The sequence below is a fragment of the Nigerium sp. genome (genome assembly GCF_039811905.1).
Taxonomy (GTDB): domain Bacteria; phylum Actinomycetota; class Actinomycetes; order Propionibacteriales; family Propionibacteriaceae; genus Propioniciclava.
This window is the reverse complement of sequence record NZ_JBDHZL010000012.1, coordinates 1-17,687: the sequence shown is the minus strand read 5'-3', so window position 1 is coordinate 17,687 and position 17,687 is coordinate 1. Positions and strand designations below refer to the sequence as shown.

At 70.6% G+C, this 17,687-nt stretch carries 14 protein-coding genes; 4 read left to right on the top strand and 10 right to left on the bottom strand.

Annotation, left to right across the window (positions count from 1 at the left end; translation table 11 throughout):
* Positions 1-10: 10 nt before the first annotated feature.
* The 3 genes from WMJ97_RS04285 to cobT form a co-directional block, all read right to left on the bottom strand.
* On the bottom strand, positions 11-1,027 hold the full coding sequence (locus WMJ97_RS04285; RefSeq protein ID WP_347347730.1) for a hypothetical protein: 1,017 nt from the start codon (positions 1,025-1,027) through the stop codon (positions 11-13).
* Positions 1,028-1,129: 102 nt separating this feature from the next.
* Positions 1,130-1,951 (bottom strand): adenosylcobinamide-GDP ribazoletransferase, encoded by an 822-nt coding sequence (locus WMJ97_RS04280; protein ID WP_347347729.1) that lies wholly within the window; start codon positions 1,949-1,951, stop codon positions 1,130-1,132.
* Positions 1,948-2,979, bottom strand: a complete 1,032-nt coding sequence (cobT, locus tag WMJ97_RS04275; protein ID WP_347347728.1) for a nicotinate-nucleotide--dimethylbenzimidazole phosphoribosyltransferase — start codon at positions 2,977-2,979, stop codon at positions 1,948-1,950. Before cobT ends, WMJ97_RS04280 begins: the two co-directional genes overlap by 4 nt.
* A gap of 178 nt (positions 2,980-3,157) precedes the next feature.
* Here cobT and WMJ97_RS04270 point away from each other — a divergent pair, with 178 nt between their 5' ends.
* From WMJ97_RS04270 to WMJ97_RS04255, 4 genes are all read left to right on the top strand, one after another.
* Positions 3,158-3,901, top strand: a complete 744-nt coding sequence (locus WMJ97_RS04270) for a response regulator transcription factor (protein WP_347347727.1) — start codon at positions 3,158-3,160, stop codon at positions 3,899-3,901.
* Complete coding sequence (locus tag WMJ97_RS04265) at positions 3,898-5,379, top strand: HAMP domain-containing sensor histidine kinase (protein WP_347347726.1); 1,482 nt, start codon at positions 3,898-3,900, stop codon at positions 5,377-5,379. Before WMJ97_RS04270 ends, WMJ97_RS04265 begins: the two co-directional genes overlap by 4 nt.
* A 169-nt stretch (positions 5,380-5,548) precedes the next feature.
* Entirely contained in the window at positions 5,549-7,678 is a 2,130-nt protein-coding gene (locus tag WMJ97_RS04260; protein ID WP_347347725.1) for a glycosyltransferase family 39 protein, read from the top strand.
* 7 nt (positions 7,679-7,685) lie between these two features.
* Entirely contained in the window at positions 7,686-8,921 is a 1,236-nt protein-coding gene (locus WMJ97_RS04255) for a bifunctional glycosyltransferase family 2/GtrA family protein (RefSeq protein ID WP_347347724.1), read from the top strand.
* 86 nt (positions 8,922-9,007) lie between these two features.
* On the opposite strand, the gene WMJ97_RS04250 is transcribed toward WMJ97_RS04255, so the two are convergent.
* From WMJ97_RS04250 to WMJ97_RS04220, 7 genes are all read right to left on the bottom strand, one after another.
* Positions 9,008-10,834 carry an MFS transporter gene (locus WMJ97_RS04250; protein WP_347347723.1) on the bottom strand — a complete coding sequence of 609 codons (1,827 nt, stop codon included), beginning with the start codon at positions 10,832-10,834 and terminating at the stop codon, positions 9,008-9,010.
* Between the two features lie 25 nt (positions 10,835-10,859).
* The gene (locus WMJ97_RS04245; protein ID WP_347347722.1) at positions 10,860-11,528 is read right to left on the bottom strand and encodes a TetR/AcrR family transcriptional regulator; all 669 of its coding nucleotides are present in this window, start codon (positions 11,526-11,528) and stop codon (positions 10,860-10,862) included.
* 5 nt (positions 11,529-11,533) lie between these two features.
* Positions 11,534-12,415, bottom strand: a complete 882-nt coding sequence (locus tag WMJ97_RS04240) for a shikimate dehydrogenase (RefSeq protein ID WP_347347721.1) — start codon at positions 12,413-12,415, stop codon at positions 11,534-11,536.
* Positions 12,416-12,484: 69 nt separating this feature from the next.
* Entirely contained in the window at positions 12,485-13,306 is an 822-nt protein-coding gene (locus WMJ97_RS04235; RefSeq protein ID WP_347347720.1) for a sugar phosphate isomerase/epimerase, read from the bottom strand.
* A 6-nt stretch (positions 13,307-13,312) separates the two neighbouring features.
* On the bottom strand, positions 13,313-15,073 hold the full coding sequence (locus WMJ97_RS04230) for a thiamine pyrophosphate-binding protein (RefSeq protein ID WP_347347719.1): 1,761 nt from the start codon (positions 15,071-15,073) through the stop codon (positions 13,313-13,315).
* A gap of 27 nt (positions 15,074-15,100) precedes the next feature.
* Positions 15,101-15,949 (bottom strand): citryl-CoA lyase, encoded by an 849-nt coding sequence (locus WMJ97_RS04225; protein WP_347347718.1) that lies wholly within the window; start codon positions 15,947-15,949, stop codon positions 15,101-15,103.
* A 12-nt stretch (positions 15,950-15,961) separates the two neighbouring features.
* Complete coding sequence (locus WMJ97_RS04220) at positions 15,962-17,431, bottom strand: aldehyde dehydrogenase family protein (protein WP_347347717.1); 1,470 nt, start codon at positions 17,429-17,431, stop codon at positions 15,962-15,964.
* Positions 17,432-17,687 lie beyond the last annotated feature (256 nt).

The window sequence follows — 17,687 nt, the reverse complement described above, 5'->3', positions numbered from 1 at the left end:
ACGCGTCGGCTCAGGGCCCCGGCGGGGTCAGGCGGTTGGGGATGCAGCGGTTCGCGAGCTTCGCCGCCGGCAGGCTCGGGAACTGCTGCGCGCACCAGGCGCGCACCGCGTCGGCGGAGGTGAAGGTGGGGCTGGAGGCCACGGTCATCCAGTAGGGACGCCCGTCGTGGGAGCGGTGGATGCCGTAGAGCGTGCTGTCGAGCAACCGCACGGTCGCGCCGGTCGTGCTCGCCCGGAGCTCGCGATGCTCGGCGAGGATGTCGCGCGCCGAGAACGTGTGCTCGCCGGCGGCGTTGACCTGGAGCGGGTCTTCGATCCCCGACCACTTGGACGCCAACTGCGCCACGAAACGGTCGTCGAACGTGAGCCCTGCCATATCGGACGCGCTGACGCGGCGCAGCTCGTGCACCGCCCCCTCCTCGCTCGACGGGGCCGCCTCGGGCGGCGGCACCTCGGCGCCGCGGGCCGGTGACGTGGTCGACCGGCCCGGGGCCGACACCCCGACCCCCCGACCCGACGGAACCGTCGCGCCACCCGTGCGCTGGGCCGCCACCGGGTCCCGCACGACGTTGGCCTCGACCCCGGCCGGACGCCCCGGCCCGAGCAGCAGGTACCAGCCGAGGAAGACCACCGCCGTCAGCACCACGGTCACGCTGGCGAGGACGGCGGGCCTGGCCGCCGGCCTTGCGCCCTCCTCCGCCGGCGCAGGGGCTGCGCGCACGGCGACGGCGGGCTGCCGCAGGGTGTCGTCGGGGTCGTCCTCGGCGGGCTCGGGCCGCGCGGCCGGCTGACCGGCGCGTTCGGGTGACGCGGGCGCGGCCTGCGCCGGACGGACTGCGTCCGGCTCGCTGGTGGTCGGCTCGGCCGCCGGGGAGGCGTCCGGCTCATCGCCGGGACACCGCTCGACGCGCGGCTCAGGACGATAGAGTGATTCGAAGAAGTCGTCACCGGCGTCGGCTGGCTGACGCCGACGCGCAGAATCGCTCTCCGTCACTTCTTCGATCTCCCCGAGATGCTGTTGCGACACCGGGGGTGGGCTTCCCCGGGCCATAGCTCCACGTGCCATTGTGACACGATCGCCCGTATCGAGCCACCGTCAGGGTGAAGGGCGCCTGACCGAGCGACCGGCTCACACGGCAGCCAGCGCCACCAGCAACACGAGGGCCGTGACCTCCACGAGGGCGCCCAGCACGTCGCCAGTGATGCCGCCCAGGCGTCGTCGGGCCCACCAGACGCCGCCGACGGAGGCCCCGGCCGCAGCCAGCACCGCGAGGAGGCCCTGCCACCACGGCAGCCCCGTCAACGCGCCGACCAGGGTGATCAGCAGCCCGAGGCACCCCCAGACGACGAGGCAACGCTCGAGCGGCAGCGATCCGGCCACCGCCTGGCCCAGGCCCTCCGGACGCGCGGCCGGGACGCCTCGCCGCGTCCCCACGGCCAGCGCCGCCCGCGACCCGGCCAGGGCGAGCGCGAGCAGGACCCAGCCGGCGGGCGTCCGCAGCAACGCGCCCGCGCAGGCCGCCTGCGCGCCGAGCACGAGGATGAGCGTCGTCGCGCCCATCGGGCCGACGTCCCCGGTGCGCATCACGTCGAGCGCACGCGCCCGATCGAACGACGCGCCGAGCCCGTCGGCGGTGTCGGCGAGGCCGTCCGCGTGGATGAAGCGGGTGCCGGCGGCCAGGGCGCCGACGACGATCAGCCCCACGGCCAGCTCCGGGACGCCCAGCAGGGCCAGCAACGCCCCCACCAGGGACGCCGCGGCCGCCACCGGCAGGACGGCCAGCGGGGCGACCGCCATCGCGACGCCCGCGACCTCGCGGGTCACGGCGACCGGCGGCTTGACCGGGATCAGCGTCAGCGTGCCGAACGCGAGGCGCCAGCCGTCGCGGAGGGCGTCCTGGTGCTCGTGCGCGCCCGGCTGGCCGGGCGTCGGCTGCTCGGCGGCGCTCATGCGGAGACCAACGCGTCGAGTTGGGCGATCTCGCGCAGGGCCACGACGGCCGCGCGGAGGATCGGGACGGCCACGACCGCGCCCGTCCCCTCCCCCAGCCGCATGCCCAGATCGACGATCGGGTCCAGGCCCAGCCGCTCGAGCGCGAACGAGCAGCCCGGCTCGGGCGAGCGGTGGCCGGCGGCCATCCAGGCGACGGACCCCGGCGCGAGCGACTCGGCCATGACGGCTTCGGCGCAGGCGATCAGCCCGTCGACCAGCACGGGGACGCCGCGGCGCGCCGCCCCGATCATGAAGCCCGTCGCGGCGGCCATGTCGGCCGAACCGAGCGCGGCGAGCCGCTGCACCGGGTCGGCCGCGCGATCCCCGATGCGCGCCACGCCCTCGTTGACGAGGGCGGTCTTGTGGGCCAGCGCCTCGTCGTCGATGCCGGTGCCGCGGCCGGTGACCGCCCGGGCGTCCACCCCGTACGTCGCGGCGATCAGCGCGGCGGACGGCGTCGTGTTGCCGATGCCGACATCGCCGGCGATGAGCAACTGGGCGCCGTCGGCGATCTGCGCGGCGGCGATCTCGTCGCCGGCGGCGAGCGCGCGTTCGGCCTCGTCGAGGGTCAGGGCGTCCTCGAGTTGGAAGGGCCGGCTGGGGCCGACGCGGTAGGCGCGCAGCTCAGCCGGAACGTCCGACAGGTCGGCGTCCACCCCCAGGTCGTACACGCTCACCCGGACGCCGACCGACGCGGCCAGCGCGCTCACCCCGCCCTCGCCGGCGAGGAACGCGCGGAAGATCGTCGGCGTGATCACCTTCGGGTAAGCGGAGACGCCATGGTCGGCGACGCCGTGGTCGCCCGCGAACACGACCGTCCGGACGTCGTCGAGCGGACGCGGCGGGCACTCCCCCTGGCAGGACGCGACCCAGGCGGCCAACTGCTCGAGGCGTCCGAGCGAGCCCACCGGCTTCGCCTGGCCGTCGCTGAGGCGACGAGCCTCGGCGTAGACCTCCGCGTTCGGCGGCGGGACGGGGGAATACATGGCGACTCCTTCTGCGACGATGCTGCCTTCAGGCGGGCCCGGCCGGGCCGGGCGGCGCGCGGGGGCCATCCTTCCACGCGCCGCGGACGGGCGCGGCGCGTCCTGAAATGCGCCGACGCACAGGAAACCCACAGGGAAGGGACAGCCAGCGCTCACAGCTTGCTGCCAGAGTGTTCTCATGACATCGCAGGCACAGCGTCCCCAGGCCCAGCCGTTGACCCGGCCGGACGGCACCCCCATCCGCATCCTGGCGGTCGACGACGAGGCGTCCCTCACCGAGCTTCTCTCGATGGCGATGCGCTACGAGGGCTGGGAGGTCACGACGGCCGGGTCGGGATCGACGGCGGTGCAGGAGGCGCGCAGCGTGCGTCCGGACGCCATCGTGCTCGACATGATGCTCCCCGACTTCGATGGCCTCGAGGTCATGCGCCGCATCCGCACCGAGCAGCCCGACGTCCCGGTGATCTTCCTCACCGCCCGGGACGCCGTGGACGACCGCGTCGTCGGCCTCACCGCCGGCGGCGACGACTACGTCACCAAGCCGTTCAGCCTCGAGGAGCTGATCGCCCGCCTCCGCGGCCTGCTGCGCCGCTCGGGCGCCACCACCGCCCGGCCCTCCAGCCAACTCGTCGTCGGCGACCTCACGCTCGACGAGGACTCCCACGAGGTCACGCGCGCCGGCGACGACGTCAGCCTCACCGCGACCGAGTTCGAGCTGCTGCGCTACCTCATGCGCAACCCGCGCCGCGTCCTGAGCAAGGCCCAGATCCTCGACCGGGTGTGGAACTACGACTTCGGCGGCCAGGCGAACGTCGTCGAGCTGTACATCAGCTACCTGCGCAAGAAGATCGACGCCGGGCGCGACCCGATGATCCACACGCTCCGCGGCGCCGGCTACATGCTGAAGCCGGCCGGGGCATGACGACGGACACCCCGTCGGCCCCCTCACTGCGGCTCATGGGCAAGGGCACCCTCAGCCGCCAACTCGTGCTGCGGGTCTCCGCGCTCGTGGCGATCATCGCGATCACGCTGAGCGCGCTCACGACGCTCGCGCTCCACGGCATCCTCGAGCGGCAGACGGACGAGCAACTGCTCACGTACGCGTCCCAGGCCGCGGGCGACAGCCACCGGCGCCCGGGGGTGGGCGACGAGGGGCCGCTCGGCCGGCAGACGGGGTTCATCCAGTACGGCGACTTCACGCTGCGCTCCGACCCCGGCACGACGGTGCGCACCGGCATCATCCAGACCCAGCAGAAGGGGCCGTCCCTGCTGAGCGACACCGTGCAGGGGCAACTCAAGCACGTGCAGGCCACCGGGACGCCGACGACGATCGTCCTCGACAAGCTCGGCCCCTACCGGGTCATCGCGAAGGAGTCCGCCGACGACAACCTCGTCGTGGTCGGGTTGCCGACGAGCGGCTACCTGACGCCCGTCGTCACGCTCGCGGTGGCGGCGGCCGCCCTGACGCTGCTCGCGATCGTCATCGCCATCGTCGCCGCCCGGCGCGTGGTGGACGCCAGCCTGCGTCCGTTGCAGCGCCTCGCGACGACCGCGACGAAGGTCTCCAACCTCGAGCTCGACCGGGGCGAGGTGAACGTGCCCGTCCGGGTGGCGCAGGCCGACACCAACCCGCGCAGCGAGGTGGGCCAGGTCGGGCTGGCGTTCAACCACATGCTCGACAACGTGGAGGGCGCGCTCGACGCGCGGCAACGCTCCGAGACCAAGGTGCGGCAGTTCGTCGCGGACGCCTCCCACGAGCTGCGCAACCCGTTGGCGTCCATCAAGGGCTATTCGGAGCTGACCCGCCGTAACCGCAGCGAACTACCCGAGGATACGGCCCACGCGCTGGATCGGATCGAGTCCGAGTCCGAGCGCATGTCGGCGCTGGTGGAGGACCTCCTGCTGCTCGCCCGCCTCGATTCCGGCCCCGCGGTGGCGAAGCACCCGACGAACCTCAACGACGTCGTCGCGGACGCCGTCTCGGACGCCCAGGTCGCCGGCCCCGACCACGAATGGTCGCTGTCCATCCCCGAGGAGGACGTCATCGTCTCCGGCGACCACTTCCGCCTCCACCAGGTCGTCGCGAACCTGCTCTCCAACGCGCGCACCCACACGCCGGCCGGCACGTCGGTCTACACGACGTTGTCCACCGGGCACGGCACCGCGATCATCACGGTCGCCGACAACGGGCCCGGCATCCCCGCCGAGATCCGCGACCGCGTCTTCGAGCGCTTCACCCGCGCGGACGCCTCCCGCCAGCGCCGGGGCAAGGGCGGCGCGAGCACGGGGCTCGGGCTGGCGATCGTCCAGGCCGTCATGGCCGCGCACGGCGGTTCTGCGGCCGTGGACTCCTCGCCCGGGCACAGCACGTTCACCCTCACCCTGCCGCTCGCCGGCTGAGCGCTCAACATCCCTCTCCCCCGCGTTCGGCCCTGCCGGACGCGGGTTTCTGCGTCCCGGCCCCGGGTGCCTCGGCGTCCGGAGGTTGGCGACAAAGCGTCCCGATTCTCACAGACGGCCCACAGGGAGCCCCCACAGGACGCACAAGCCGGAGGCGTCCACTAGGGGTATGAGCATTTCAAGCACCCTTGCCCCCGACGCACCGCGGGTCGACCAGCCGGACGCCCCGGCCCCGACCGCGGCCACGCGCGCCCGCCCCCGCCGCGACTGGGTCGCGATCGGGACGCTGGGCGCGCTGCTGCTGGCGACGTCCGTCCTCTACCTCTGGGGCCTGGACGCCTCCGGCTACGCCAACTCGTTCTACTCGGCGGCCGCGCAGGCCGGATCGCAGAACTGGACCGCCTGGTTCTTCGGCTCGCTGGACGCCGGCAACGCCATCACGGTCGACAAGCCCCCGGCCGCGCTGTGGATCATGGGCCTGTCCGTCCGGATCTTCGGCCTCAGCTCGTGGTCGATCCTCGTCCCCGAGGCGCTCATGGGCGTCGCGACGGTCGGCGTGGTCTACGCCACCGTCCGGCGGGCGCTGGCCGGCGGGCTCGGCGGACGCGTCCAGTCGCCCCGCTTCGGCCACTGGGCCGGCCTGGCCGCGGCGCTCATCACCGCGCTGACGCCGGTCGCCACGCTGATGTTCCGGTTCAACAACCCGGACGCCCTCCTCGTGCTGCTGCTGACCCTCGCGACGTACTGCACCGTCCGGGCGGCCCAGGCCGGGTCGCGCCGCTGGCTGATGCTGGCGGGCGTCGCGATCGGCTTCGGCTTCCTGACGAAGATGCTGCAGGCGTTCGTGATCCTGCCCGCCCTCGTGCTCGCCTACGCCATCGGCGCGAACGTGCCGTGGCGCCGCAAGATCGTCGACCTGCTCGCCGCGTTCGCCGCGGTTCTCGTGTCGGCCGGCTGGTACGTCGCCATCTTCGAGCTGATCCCGGCCAACCTGCGTCCGTACATGGGCGGCACGCAGACCAACTCGTTCCTCGAGCTCGTGCTCGGCTACAACGGCCTCGGCCGCATCCTCGGCACCGAGGTCGGCTCGGTCGGCGGCGGCCAGAACGGCCCGGGCGTCGGCCAGGAGAGCATCCTGCGCATGTTCACCGGCGTCTCCGGCGGCATGGTCTCGTGGCTGATCCCGGCCGCGCTCGTCCTGACGGTCTTCGCCATCGTCGTGCTGGCGCTGCGTGCCCGGCGCGCACGGTCCGCGGCGTCCGAGGGGACGCCCACGCCCGACGCCGCAGGCGTCCGGACGGCCGTCGCCGCGCTCGCCGCGTTCGCCGGCTGGCTCGTCATCACCGCGCTCGTGTTCTCCCTGATGGAGGGCATCTACCACGACTACTACACCGTCGCTCTCGCCCCCGCGATCGGCGCGACCGTGGCCCTGGCCGGGGCGATCGTCTGGGCCCACCGCGACCGGTTCGTGGCCCGTCTCGGGCTGGCCGTCGCGGCCCTCGCGACCGGGCTGTGGGCGTTCGTCCTGCTGCGTCAGGCCGGCGGCGCGTACACGGTGCTGGGCTGGGTGGTCGAGATCGTGAGCATCGCGGCCGCGGTCGCGATGCTGTACGTCGACTCCCTCGGACGCCGCACCGCGGCCGCCCTGCTCGCCGTCGCCCTGGGCGCCGGCATCGCCGGCCCCGCCGCGTACTCGCTGAACACCGCGGCCACCCCGCACTCCGGCTCGATCGTGACCGCCGGGCCCGTCTCCGGCATGGGCGGCATGGGCGGCCCCGGACGCATGGGCGGCGACGGCATGCGCGGCCCCCGCGGCAACGGCGGCCAGCCGCCCGCGATGCCCGGCACGTCGACCAACACCGGCACGTCGTCGAGCACCAGCACGTCCACCGGCTCCAGCTCCACCGCCGGCGGCCCCGGCCAGGGCGGCGGCATGGGCGGCCTGCTGAACGGCGCGTCCGTCTCCTCGGAGATGACCGCCCTGCTCCAGGCGAACGCCTCCGACTACACCTGGGCGGCCGCGGCGATCGGCTCGCAGAACGCGGCGTCCTACCAGTTGGCCTCCGGCGAGGCGGTCATGGCGATCGGCGGCTTCAACGGCTCCGACCCGGCGCCCACGCTCGCCGAGTTCCAGCAGCTCGTCGCGCAGGGGAAGATCCACTACTTCCTCGGCGGAGAGCTGGGCGGCCAGCAGAACGGCGGCTCCGAGGCGGCGTCCGAGATCGCGACGTGGGTCGCGGAGAACTACACCGCGCAGACCGTCGGCAACACCACCGTGTACGACCTGACCCAGAAGTGAGGATCTCATGATCGAACAGTTCGCCCCCGACCAGCTCCCGGCCCCCGTGGCCGCGCCGGTGGTCGACATCGTGGTCCCGGTGTACAACGAGGAGGCCGACCTGGCCCGCTCCGTGCGCCGCCTGGACGCCGACCTGGCCGCCTCCTTCCCCTACCCCTACCGCATCACGATCGCCGACAACGCCTCCACGGACGCCACCTGGGCCATCGCGGAGGGGTTGGCCGCCGCCTCGGACGCCGTCCGCGCCGTCCACCTCGACCAGAAGGGACGCGGCCGCGCCCTCAAGCAGGTCTGGCTCGCCTCGGACGCCACGGTCGTCGCCTACATGGACGTCGACCTGTCCACCGACCTGCGCGCCCTCCTGCCGCTCGTCGCGCCCCTGATCACCGGCCACTCCGACCTGGCGATCGGGACGCGGCTGGCGCGGGCGTCCCGGGTGGTGCGCGGGCCGAAGCGGGAGTTCATCTCGCGCAGCTACAACCTGATCCTGCGCTCCACGCTGGGCGTCGGGTTCAGCGACGCGCAATGCGGGTTCAAGGCGATCCGCACCGACGTGGCGCGGCGGCTGCTGCCGCTGGTCGAGGACACCAACTGGTTCTTCGACACCGAGATGCTCGTGCTGGCCCAACGGGCGGGGCTGCGCATCCACGAGGTCCCCGTCGACTGGACCGACGACCCCGGCACGACCGTCAACATCGTCGCGACCGCCCGCGAGGACCTGCTCGGCATCGCCCGCCTCGCCCGCGGCTTCGCGACCCGCTCGATCCCGCTGGAGCAGGTGCGGGCCGAACTGACCCGCGGGCCCGTCCCCTCGGCCGTGCCGGGCGTCCCGCGCGGGCTGCTCGGGCAGCTGCTCAGCTTCGGGGCGATCGGCGTCCTCTCCACGCTGGCCTACTCGGTGCTCTACCTGTGGCTCCGGCTGCCGCTGGGCGCGCAGGGGGCCAACCTGGCGTCCCTGCTGATCACCGCCGTGGCGAACACAGCGCTGAACCGGCGGCTCACGTTCGGCATCAAGGGACGCCGCGGCGCCGTCGCCCACCAGATCGGCGGGCTGGTCGCGTTCGCGCTCGCGCTCGGGCTGACGTCCGGGTCGCTGTGGGCGCTGCACGCGTTCGCCGCGGACGCCGGCCGCTGGGTCGAACTCGGCGTCCTGTTCGTCGCGAACGCGCTCGCGACCCTGCTGCGGTTCCTGATTCTCAGGCTCATGATGAACCGCGAGCCGAAGCGCGCGGTGGCCTCCTGAGCGGCGTCGCGCCCAGCACCGCACCAGAACGGACGCCGGCCCCGGACCTTCGTGGGTCCGGGGCCGGCGTCCGCGTCGGGGACGGATCAGAGCTTCAACTGGCCCATCAGCATCATGACGACCGCCCACAGCAGCAGGGCGATGATCGCGACGATGACGACGAGGCCGACGATTCGACCCAGCGTGTAGCCGAGGTTGAGCTGGGAGTTCCAGCGGTACGGCGCCCCCAGCGAGATCTCGCCCTTGATGCGGGCGCCGGTGTTCCAGGCGACCGTGCCGGCCAGGCCCGCGAGGGCGAACGGCAGCACCCACGTCGACGACTGGCCGAACCCGCCACCGATGACGAAGACGGCGACCGCGATCGCCAGCAGGACGACGCTGACGATGCCCATCGCCCGCGCCATCCCGGAGGACGGGTGGTCGTGCGTCTCGGTCGGCAGCGGCTTTCCGGCGTTCGCGGCGGACAACTCGTGGGCCCGCATGGCCGCGGGAGAACCGAGCTCCGACTGCGGCTTGCGCGCGGTCTCGCGGTTGAAGATCGCCGCTGCGGCCGCGACGAGGCACACCACGGTCGTGAAGACCGCGGCCGGCATCCAGTTCGCGTAGTTCGGGGCCGTCGTTCCGTTGGGCCGGACGACCGAGCCCTGCAGCACCGTGATGATCGACGGGGCGAACCCGCCGAGCGCGAAGCCGAACTGCGTCGAGATCGCCATGCCGGAGACGCGGACCTTGGTCTCGAACTGCTCGCTGAACATGCCGAGACCGGCGCCGCTGTAGCCCGAGTAGACGATGCCGAGCGTGAGGATGCCCCACACGAAGATCATCGGGACGTCCTGATGAACGACCGACAGGATGAACGGCCAGATCAGCACCGCGCAGCCCAGCGGGGCGAGCAGGTAGACCGGCTTGCGGCCGATGCGGTCGGACAGGGCGCCGAAGCCCATGATCGCGAAGATCGCGACCACGTTCGCGAGGATCTGCATCGTCAGGATGGTCACGCGGCTGATGCCCAGGCCGGTGCCGTAGTTGAGCGCGTAGATCGACATGACCGTCGAGACCACCGAGATGAAGCAGGCCATCAGGACCCGCGAGACGCTCGGCAGGTAGAACCAGCCCAGCCAGGTGATCGGCGAGACGTCCTCGGCGGACAGGGCGAGCCCGTGGGCCTTGCGCTCCGAGCGCTCGGCGGCGTGCCGCTGGGCCTCTTCCTCCTCGTGGGCCTTCTCCATCTCCTCGCGAGCCTGCTCGGCCCGGAATTCCGGGGTCTCCTCCACCGACCGGCGCACCCACCAGGCCAGCAGCATGACGAGCACCGACGCCAGGAACGGGATGCGCCAGGCCCAGCCGTACAGGATCTCGTCGGGCAGGGCCGCCAGCGGCAGGAACACCGCCGTGGCCAGGATGAACCCGAGCTGCGTGCCGCCCAGCGTGAACGACGACCAGAAGCCGCGCGTCTTGTCGGTCGAGTGCTCCAGCACCATCGAGGTCGCGGACGACTGCTCGCCGGCCACCGCGAAGCCCTGCAGGACGCGCAGCAGCACGATCAGCGCCGGGGCGAGCCCCCCGACCATCGCATAGGTGGGCAGCAGGCCGATCACGAACGTCGAGGCACCCATGCCGAACAGGGTCAGGAAGAGCACGAGCTTGCGCCCGTACTTGTCGCCCAGGTAGCCCATGATGAACGAACCGATGGGCCGGACGAGGTACGCGACCCCGAACGAGGCCGTCGACATCACGTTCGCCTGGAACGAGTTGGTGGGGTCGTACATCAGCCGCGGGAAGATCAGCGACGCCGCCGTCCCGAAGATGAAGAAGTCGTAGTACTCGAGGGCGCTGCCGAGCCAGGCGGAGGCCGCGGCCTTCGTTACCTGCTTTCGGTCTTTCTTGGGAGGAGCGGCCGCGGCTGCGGTCATGGTGGAGAACCTCTCTCGTGGTTGGTTAGGCGCCGCCGTCGTCGGCGGGGCCGGGGGGTGCCGAGGAGACCAGCCAGCCGAGAATCATCGCGACGTACTGGTCGATGTCGCGGGCCAGCCGCGCGTCGTCCGCCATGGACACGCCGAACAGGGCCCGCACCGTGGGGGCGTTGGTGACGCGGAAGTTGGCCAGCGCGGTGACCACGAGGTGGAGGTCCACCCCGGTGACCTCCGCCGTGAAGACGCCTTCCTCATGCCCGCGGGCCAGCACGTCGTCGAGGATCTCGATGACCGGATGGCCGAGGACGTCCGCCCCGTCGCCGGTGAGGTGCGCCGCGTCCAGCAGGTTCTCCGCGCGAACGAGCTGGGCGAGGTGCGGATGGGAGTGGTGATACTCGAGCGTTTCCCGGACGTACCGCTCGACCGCTGCGCGCGGCGGCGCGTCGGCGAGATGCAGGGACGCCTCGAAGCGGCGGATCGCCGCGTAGGCGTCCTGCAGGCACGCCCGGAAAAGCTCGTCTTTACTGCCGAAGCAGTAGTAGATCATCCGTTTCGTCGTCGAGGTCTCCGCGGCGATCTCGTCGACGCGGGCTCCGTAGTAGCCGACGCGGGTGAAGTGTTCGGAGGCGACCCGGAGGATCTCCTCCTTCGTGCGCGCGAGATCGCGCGTCGCTTCACCCGCAGCGTCCACCATGTTTGTTACCCCTTCTTCGATTCCAGGAGACGCTCGAACGCGTCGTAGACGAACTCGGCGTCGGGCTCGACGCCCGTGAAAATCCGGAACGCCTCGACGGCCTGCTCGGCCGCCATGCCTCCCCCGGTGAGCGTCGCACAACCGGCGGCCCTCGCGTCCTGAATCAACGGGGTGTCGAGCGGCAGATACACGCAGTCGCCGACCCACATCTCGGGCCGCAGCAACTCCTTCGGAACGGCGGAGCCCTCCTGGTGCCCCGTCATGCCGAACGTCGTCGCGTTCACCACGCCGGACGCGGTCGCCATGCTGGCCGCCAGGTCGGTGCCCGGCTCGACGCGGTCGACCCCGAAGAGCTCCCCCATGCGGGCCACGAGGGCGTCGACGCGGCTCTGGTCGATGTCGAAGATGGTGATCTTCTTCAGGCCCATGTCCAGCAGGCCGTACGCGACGGCCGAGCCGGCGCCGCCGGCGCCCATGAGGACCACGTGGCTGAGGTCGGCGTCCGGCAGGTTGCGCTGCAGCGAGTGCGCGAAGCCGCACCAGTCGGTGTTGTGGCCGATCCGGCGTCCGTCGGGCTGGAACACGACGGTGTTGACCGCCTGGAGCTGCTGCGCGCGATCGGAGAGCTCGTCGAGCAGCGGGATCACGAGTTGCTTACAGGGCGCCGTGATGTTCATCCCGGTGAAGCCGAGACGCTGCCCCCAGGCCAGGATGTCGGCGAGATCGCGGGGGCCGACATCCAACACGTCCAGGTCGATGGGACGATACGTCACGCTCATCCCCATCTGGCGACCGGTCATCTCCTGCATCGGCGGGGTGAACGACCCAGAGATCGCCTCGCCGACGAGGCCGAACATGTGGGTTACTGGTCTGATTCCTTCGAACATACTGATCCTCCTCTCCGGCTCCGATGCCGGAGAACTAGTTGGCAAGTACAGATGCCGGGCGGCGTGCGGCTAACCGAGTTCGTTCTCGGCGAAGTACCGCTTCGCAGACTCGAGGCAGCGGGACGCATACTCGGTGGCCCCCAGCTCGCGGAGCCGCTCGAGGTGCGGCTGCTCGATCGAGAAGACCGTGTCGTCCGGAAGACGGCGGACGAGGTCGGCGATGCGGGCCCCGCCCTCTCCGACGTACAGGCGACGCTCGCGCACTTCCTCGCGCAGTGCTTCGAGATTTGCCGGTTTGGCCGCCGGGCAGTCGCACAGGTGCACCATCGGGAACCACTCCGGGGGCAGGCTGTCGACAGCCTCCAGCGGGGTGTTCGCCCGATCCCAGTGGTAGATGTCGATGAGCATCCCCAGGTTGGGGGCGCCCACCTCCCGGATCAGCTCGGCGATTTCGTCCATCGTCTTCACCTTCGACAGCGGGACGAACTCCGCCACGACCTTCAGCCCGTGCTCCGCCGCCAGCGCCGCGACCTTGCCCAGGCCGTCGACCTGCTTGGCATGATCCTCGGTCCACACGCTGGTGAGCAGGACGCGGCCCCCCAGCTCCGCCCCCACCGCGATGGCGGGGGCGTAGCTGTCGTAGTCGACGTCGTCGAGCACGCGGGCCAGTTCGATGTCCCACACCTCGAGGCCCGTCGCATCCAACGCCGTGCGGGTCTTGGCGAGCAGCTTGCTGTCGTGCGCGAGGTCGAGGTTCGGCTCACCCGGCAACCCCATCGCGATCGGTCGGAAGCTGACGTAGTCGTACCCTGCCCGCGCAGCGACGTACACCTGGGCCGAGGGCTCCAGGACGCCGGTGGTCAGGTAGCCCAAGGAAAACTTGCGCGCCATGATCGTCTAGTCCGTGCTCGAGTGGCCCTTGACACCCTCCGGAGAGTAGATGTCCAGGATGTTCCAGTGGCCGGAGGTCGGCGTCGGAATGTTCCGCATCGGCGTGTCGATGAGGAACGGCTCGCCCGAACCGAACGCCTCGGCGATGGCCTCCTCGAACTGCTCGGCCGACTCCACGCGGATGCTCTTGACGCCGTAGCCCTGCGCGATCGCGGCGTAGTCGATCCACATGTCGTCGTCCTCGGACGAGAACGTCGTGCCGTAGGTCGTGTCGTAGTTGGCCTTCTCGAGACCCGCGATCGTGCCGAACGCGTTGTTGTTCATCACGACCCAGACGACCGGGATCTTCTCGCGGCGCGCCGTGGCGAGCACGGCCGGGTTCTGCCCGAAGCCGCCGTCGCCGATCAGCGCGACGACCGGACGATCCGGGGCGGCCAGCTTGACGCCGATCGCGGCGGCCGAGCCGAAGCCCATCGTCGCGTAGCCACCGGGCGTGACGAACGTGCCGGGCACCGTGATGTCGTACTGCTGACCGACGCCGTTCTTGTTCCAGCCGACGTCGGTGACGATGTACGTGTCGGCCGGGATCGCCTCGCGCAGGTCGGCCAGGATGCGGGCCGGGTTCATCGGGAACTCGTCCGACGTCTGGTCGGGGACGAACCGCTCCTTGCGGGTCTTGCGCTCCTCGACGATCGCATCGATGAGTTCGGGGCGCTTCTTCCCCTCCGGCGCCAGCCGCTTCGCGACCTTCACCAGCACCTGCAGGGCCGACTTCAACTCGGCGACCGCGCCGATCTCGACCGGGTAGTTGCGGCCGATCTGCTCCGGATCGATGTCGATCTGCATGAGCTTGGTGGGCGGCATGTTGAAGGTGAACTCCGGGTACCACGACGAGGAGTCCGCCTCGGCGAACCGCGTGCCCAGACCGAGGATCCAGTCCGCCGCCAGCGTCTGCTCGTTGGTGAACTTGACCCCCCAGAAGCCCGACATGCCCAGCACGTGCGGGTTGTCGTCGGGGACCGCGCCCTTGCCCATGAGGCTGTGCGCGACCGGCAGGTCGAGCAGGTCGACGAGCTCGGTGAGCTCCTCGCTCGCGCTCGCCAGCAGGACGCCGCCGCCCGCGTAGATCAGCGGGCGCTCGGCCTCGAGCAGGTTGCCGATGATCTTCTCCGCGACCTCTTCGCTGATGGTCGGCTTGGCGTAGTCGATGTGGTTCGTCAGCGCCCGGTCGACGAGCCCCGGGTCGATCTCCAGCGAGAACAGATCCATCGGCACGTCCACGAGGACCGGGCCGGGGCGTCCGGACTCGGCGATCACGAAGGCGCGGTCGAGTACCTCGGGCAGCTTGTCCGCCTGGTCGACGCGGAAGGCGCGCTTCACGAACGGTCGGTAGATCTCCCACTGGTCGCCGTCGGCGTGATGGTTCACCTCCTGGTGGGGGTGCTTGCCGAAGTAGTACGTGGGCACGTCGCCCGCGATGACGACCATCGGGATCGAGTCGAGCGCGGCGTTCGCGACGCCGGTGGCGGCGTTGGTCAGGCCGGGCCCGAGGTGGCTGAGGACGACCGACGCGCGCCGGGTCACTCGGGCGTACCCGTCGGCCGCGTGCGAGGCGATCTGCTCGTGCCGGACGTTGATGAAGTCGATCTTGTCGCTCCGGCTGAGCGCGTCCAGGACAGCGATGTTCGTGTGGCCGCACAGGCCGAAGACCTTGGTGACGTCGCGGCCTTCGAGATAGCGGACGACTTCTTCTGAGGCGAGAGCCATGGGCTTTTCCCTTCGAAGGGGCGGCGACTAGCCGCGTTGATGGGTGGTGGGGACGGAGCGTCGTTGCTGACCGTCGTAGGTGTAGTTCAGGAACTTGGCCTGCGGGCCCTTGATGCGCCCGCCCTGCTGCGTCTGCTCCCAGGCGTGCGCGAGGATGCCGACGGACCGGGACAGGATGAAGACGCCCCGCCCGAGCTCGGGCGGCAGGCCCAACTCGCAGTAGACGACGGACGTGGCCCCGTCGATGTTCATGGGGATGCGCTTCGACCGGCCGGCGGACAGGGCGTCCTCGATGCCGGCGCCGATCTCGGCGAACCGACCCGACGTCTCCCCCCGCTCGGCCGCCTCGCGGACGAGCTGCAGGAGCCGCGGCGCGCGCGGATCGAGGGGGTGGAAGCGATGGCCGAATCCCGGGAAGTACTTCAGGCCGGCCGCCTTGCGGCGGGCGACGACGGTCGCCGCAGCCTCGCGGAGATCGCCGTCCTCACCCGCTTCGGCGTCCGCCTCGTAGTAGATCCCCATGCACTGCTGGCCGGCGCCGCCGTGGACGTCGTCCAGCACGTTGATCGCGGACGCCATGGCCCCGTTGAGGGCCGGCCCGCAGGTCGCCGCCATGCGCGCGATGGCGATGGACGGCGCCTGCGGCCCGTGATCGACCGACGAGACGAGGGCTGCCTCAAGCAGGGCAGCCTTCTCCCGCGTGGGGAGCTCGCCCATGAGCATGAGCCAGATCATCTCGGGGAACGTCACGTTCCCGATCAGTTCCTGAATCGGGTAGCCGCGGACCGCGATCTCCCCGGGATGGATATCGATGATGGAGGTCGTCCACCACCGGCGGGCCTCATCAAGAAGCTCGTCAGCTTTCTGCTCGCTCATGGGCTTGGCCGCTCAGGAGACGGTGACCGCGGCGTCGGTGGGCTTGGCCTCACCGTCGGGTTCGAGCGCCGCATCGTAGAAGTCACCGAACAACTCCGCATCGCTGGGCCGGTCGGAGGCAATCTTGCGCGACACCCACGTGTTGTTCATGTAGTGCTTCAGGCCCACGTTCTCGGACGTGATGTTGCCGCCCCAGGTGCCGCAACCCATCGAAGAGGTCATCGGCATACCGTTGTTGAACGCCCCCGCGTTGGCGCGCGAGTTCGGCTGGTTCACCATGATGCGCGACACCGGCATCTTCTTGCCGAAGTAGTCGATGTGCTCGTCGTTGGTCGAGGCGATGCCGCAGCTATGGCCCTTGCCGCCGACGTCGTAGAGCTTCAACGCGAGTTCGACCCCGTCCTCGAAGCTGCCCTCGTAGGCGTGCACGGCCATGAGGGTGGTCAGCTTCTCCTTGCAGAAGTTGTGCTCGTCGCCGATGCCGGTTCCCTCGACGAAGATGAACTTCGCGTCCTCGGGGATCTCGAAACCGGCCGCCTCGGCGAGCTTCTGGGGAGCGATGGCGACCGTGTCGGCCAAGCGGTGGCCCTCGGCGTCCCACATGACCTTGTCGAGCTTCTCGCGCTGCTCCGCGGAGGCGCGGTAGCCGCCGACCTCTTCCAGGGCGTCGAGCATGTCGTTGTACATCGCCTGGGGCACGAGCACGTTGCCGTCGGCCGAGCAGCCCGACCCGAAGTCGGACGTCTTGCTCAGCATGCAGTTCATCGCGGTCGCCTTGACGTCCGCCGTCTCATCGAGGAACTCCGTCGCGTTGCCGGCGCCGACGCCGAAGGCCGGCTTGCCGGAGCTGTACGCCTGGCGGACCAGGGCCTGGCCGCCGGTCGCGATGATCAGGTCGGCGCGCTTCATGAGCGCCTGCGACATGAGCAGGCTCGGCTGCGTGATGCACTGCAGGATGTCCGCCGGAGCGCCCTCGGCCTCCAGCGCCTCGCGCATGAGCCGGACCGTCTCCATCGTCGTCTCCTTCGAGCGCGGGTGCGGGGAGAAGATGACGACGTCGCGGGCCTTGATGGAGTAGATCGCGTTGCCGGCGGGGGTGAGGTCGGGGTTGGTGGTGGGCACGATGCAGCCGATGATGCCGGCCGGCTTGCCGTACTTGACGATGCCCTTCTCGGGGATCTCCTCGACGATGCCGACGCTCGGCTGACGCAGCGCGTCGCGCAGGACGCCGCGGATCTTCATGCGCTTGTTCATGCGGCTGGTGTAGTCACCGAGCCCGGACTCCTCGATGCCCATCTCGACGAGACGGTGGAACGTGGTGGTGTTCGCTACCGCCCAGGCGACCGCCTGACAGAGACGGTCGACCTTCGCCTGATCGTAGGTTTCGATGATCGCCAGTGCGGCGTGCGCCTTCTCGAACAACTCGTCGAGCTCGGCCACCTGCGACTCGGTCAGCTCCTTGTGCTTCTTCTTCTCGGCCACGATGCCGCCCTTCTTCGTTGGCAGGTTCTACAGCCACCAGCCTGGCCTCTCCCCAGAGGGGCCACAACGGGAGTGGAGAGATCGCCGATGATCTCGTGAACTAACTGGTTAATACGCCACAAGTATGCGTCTCTCACACCCCCCTGTCCAGGGGTCACTAGAAATTCTGTCCTTGAACTCACTAGTTCGTTCAAAAACATCGTCATCGGGCGCTCGCCGTGCTTAGCTGTCAGTGAGAGCACTGCGTCGTAGGCCG

Bases quoted from the DNA above. Each gene is read 5' to 3' on its own strand.
- WMJ97_RS04280 (WP_347347729.1), bottom strand. From the start codon at position 1,951: ATGAGCGCCGCCGAGCAGCCGACGCCCGGCCAGCCGGGCGCGCACGAG.
- cobT (WP_347347728.1), bottom strand. From the start codon at position 2,979: ATGTATTCCCCCGTCCCGCCGCCGAACGCGGAGGTCTACGCCGAGGCT.
- WMJ97_RS04270 (WP_347347727.1), top strand. From the start codon at position 3,158: ATGACATCGCAGGCACAGCGTCCCCAGGCCCAGCCGTTGACCCGGCCG.
- WMJ97_RS04265 (WP_347347726.1), top strand. From the start codon at position 3,898: ATGACGACGGACACCCCGTCGGCCCCCTCACTGCGGCTCATGGGCAAG.
- WMJ97_RS04260 (WP_347347725.1), top strand. From the start codon at position 5,549: ATGAGCATTTCAAGCACCCTTGCCCCCGACGCACCGCGGGTCGACCAG.
- WMJ97_RS04255 (WP_347347724.1), top strand. From the start codon at position 7,686: ATGATCGAACAGTTCGCCCCCGACCAGCTCCCGGCCCCCGTGGCCGCG.
- WMJ97_RS04250 (WP_347347723.1), bottom strand. From the start codon at position 10,834: ATGACCGCAGCCGCGGCCGCTCCTCCCAAGAAAGACCGAAAGCAGGTA.
- WMJ97_RS04245 (WP_347347722.1), bottom strand. From the start codon at position 11,528: ATGGTGGACGCTGCGGGTGAAGCGACGCGCGATCTCGCGCGCACGAAG.
- WMJ97_RS04240 (WP_347347721.1), bottom strand. From the start codon at position 12,415: ATGTTCGAAGGAATCAGACCAGTAACCCACATGTTCGGCCTCGTCGGC.
- WMJ97_RS04235 (WP_347347720.1), bottom strand. From the start codon at position 13,306: ATGGCGCGCAAGTTTTCCTTGGGCTACCTGACCACCGGCGTCCTGGAG.
- WMJ97_RS04230 (WP_347347719.1), bottom strand. From the start codon at position 15,073: ATGGCTCTCGCCTCAGAAGAAGTCGTCCGCTATCTCGAAGGCCGCGAC.
- WMJ97_RS04225 (WP_347347718.1), bottom strand. From the start codon at position 15,949: ATGAGCGAGCAGAAAGCTGACGAGCTTCTTGATGAGGCCCGCCGGTGG.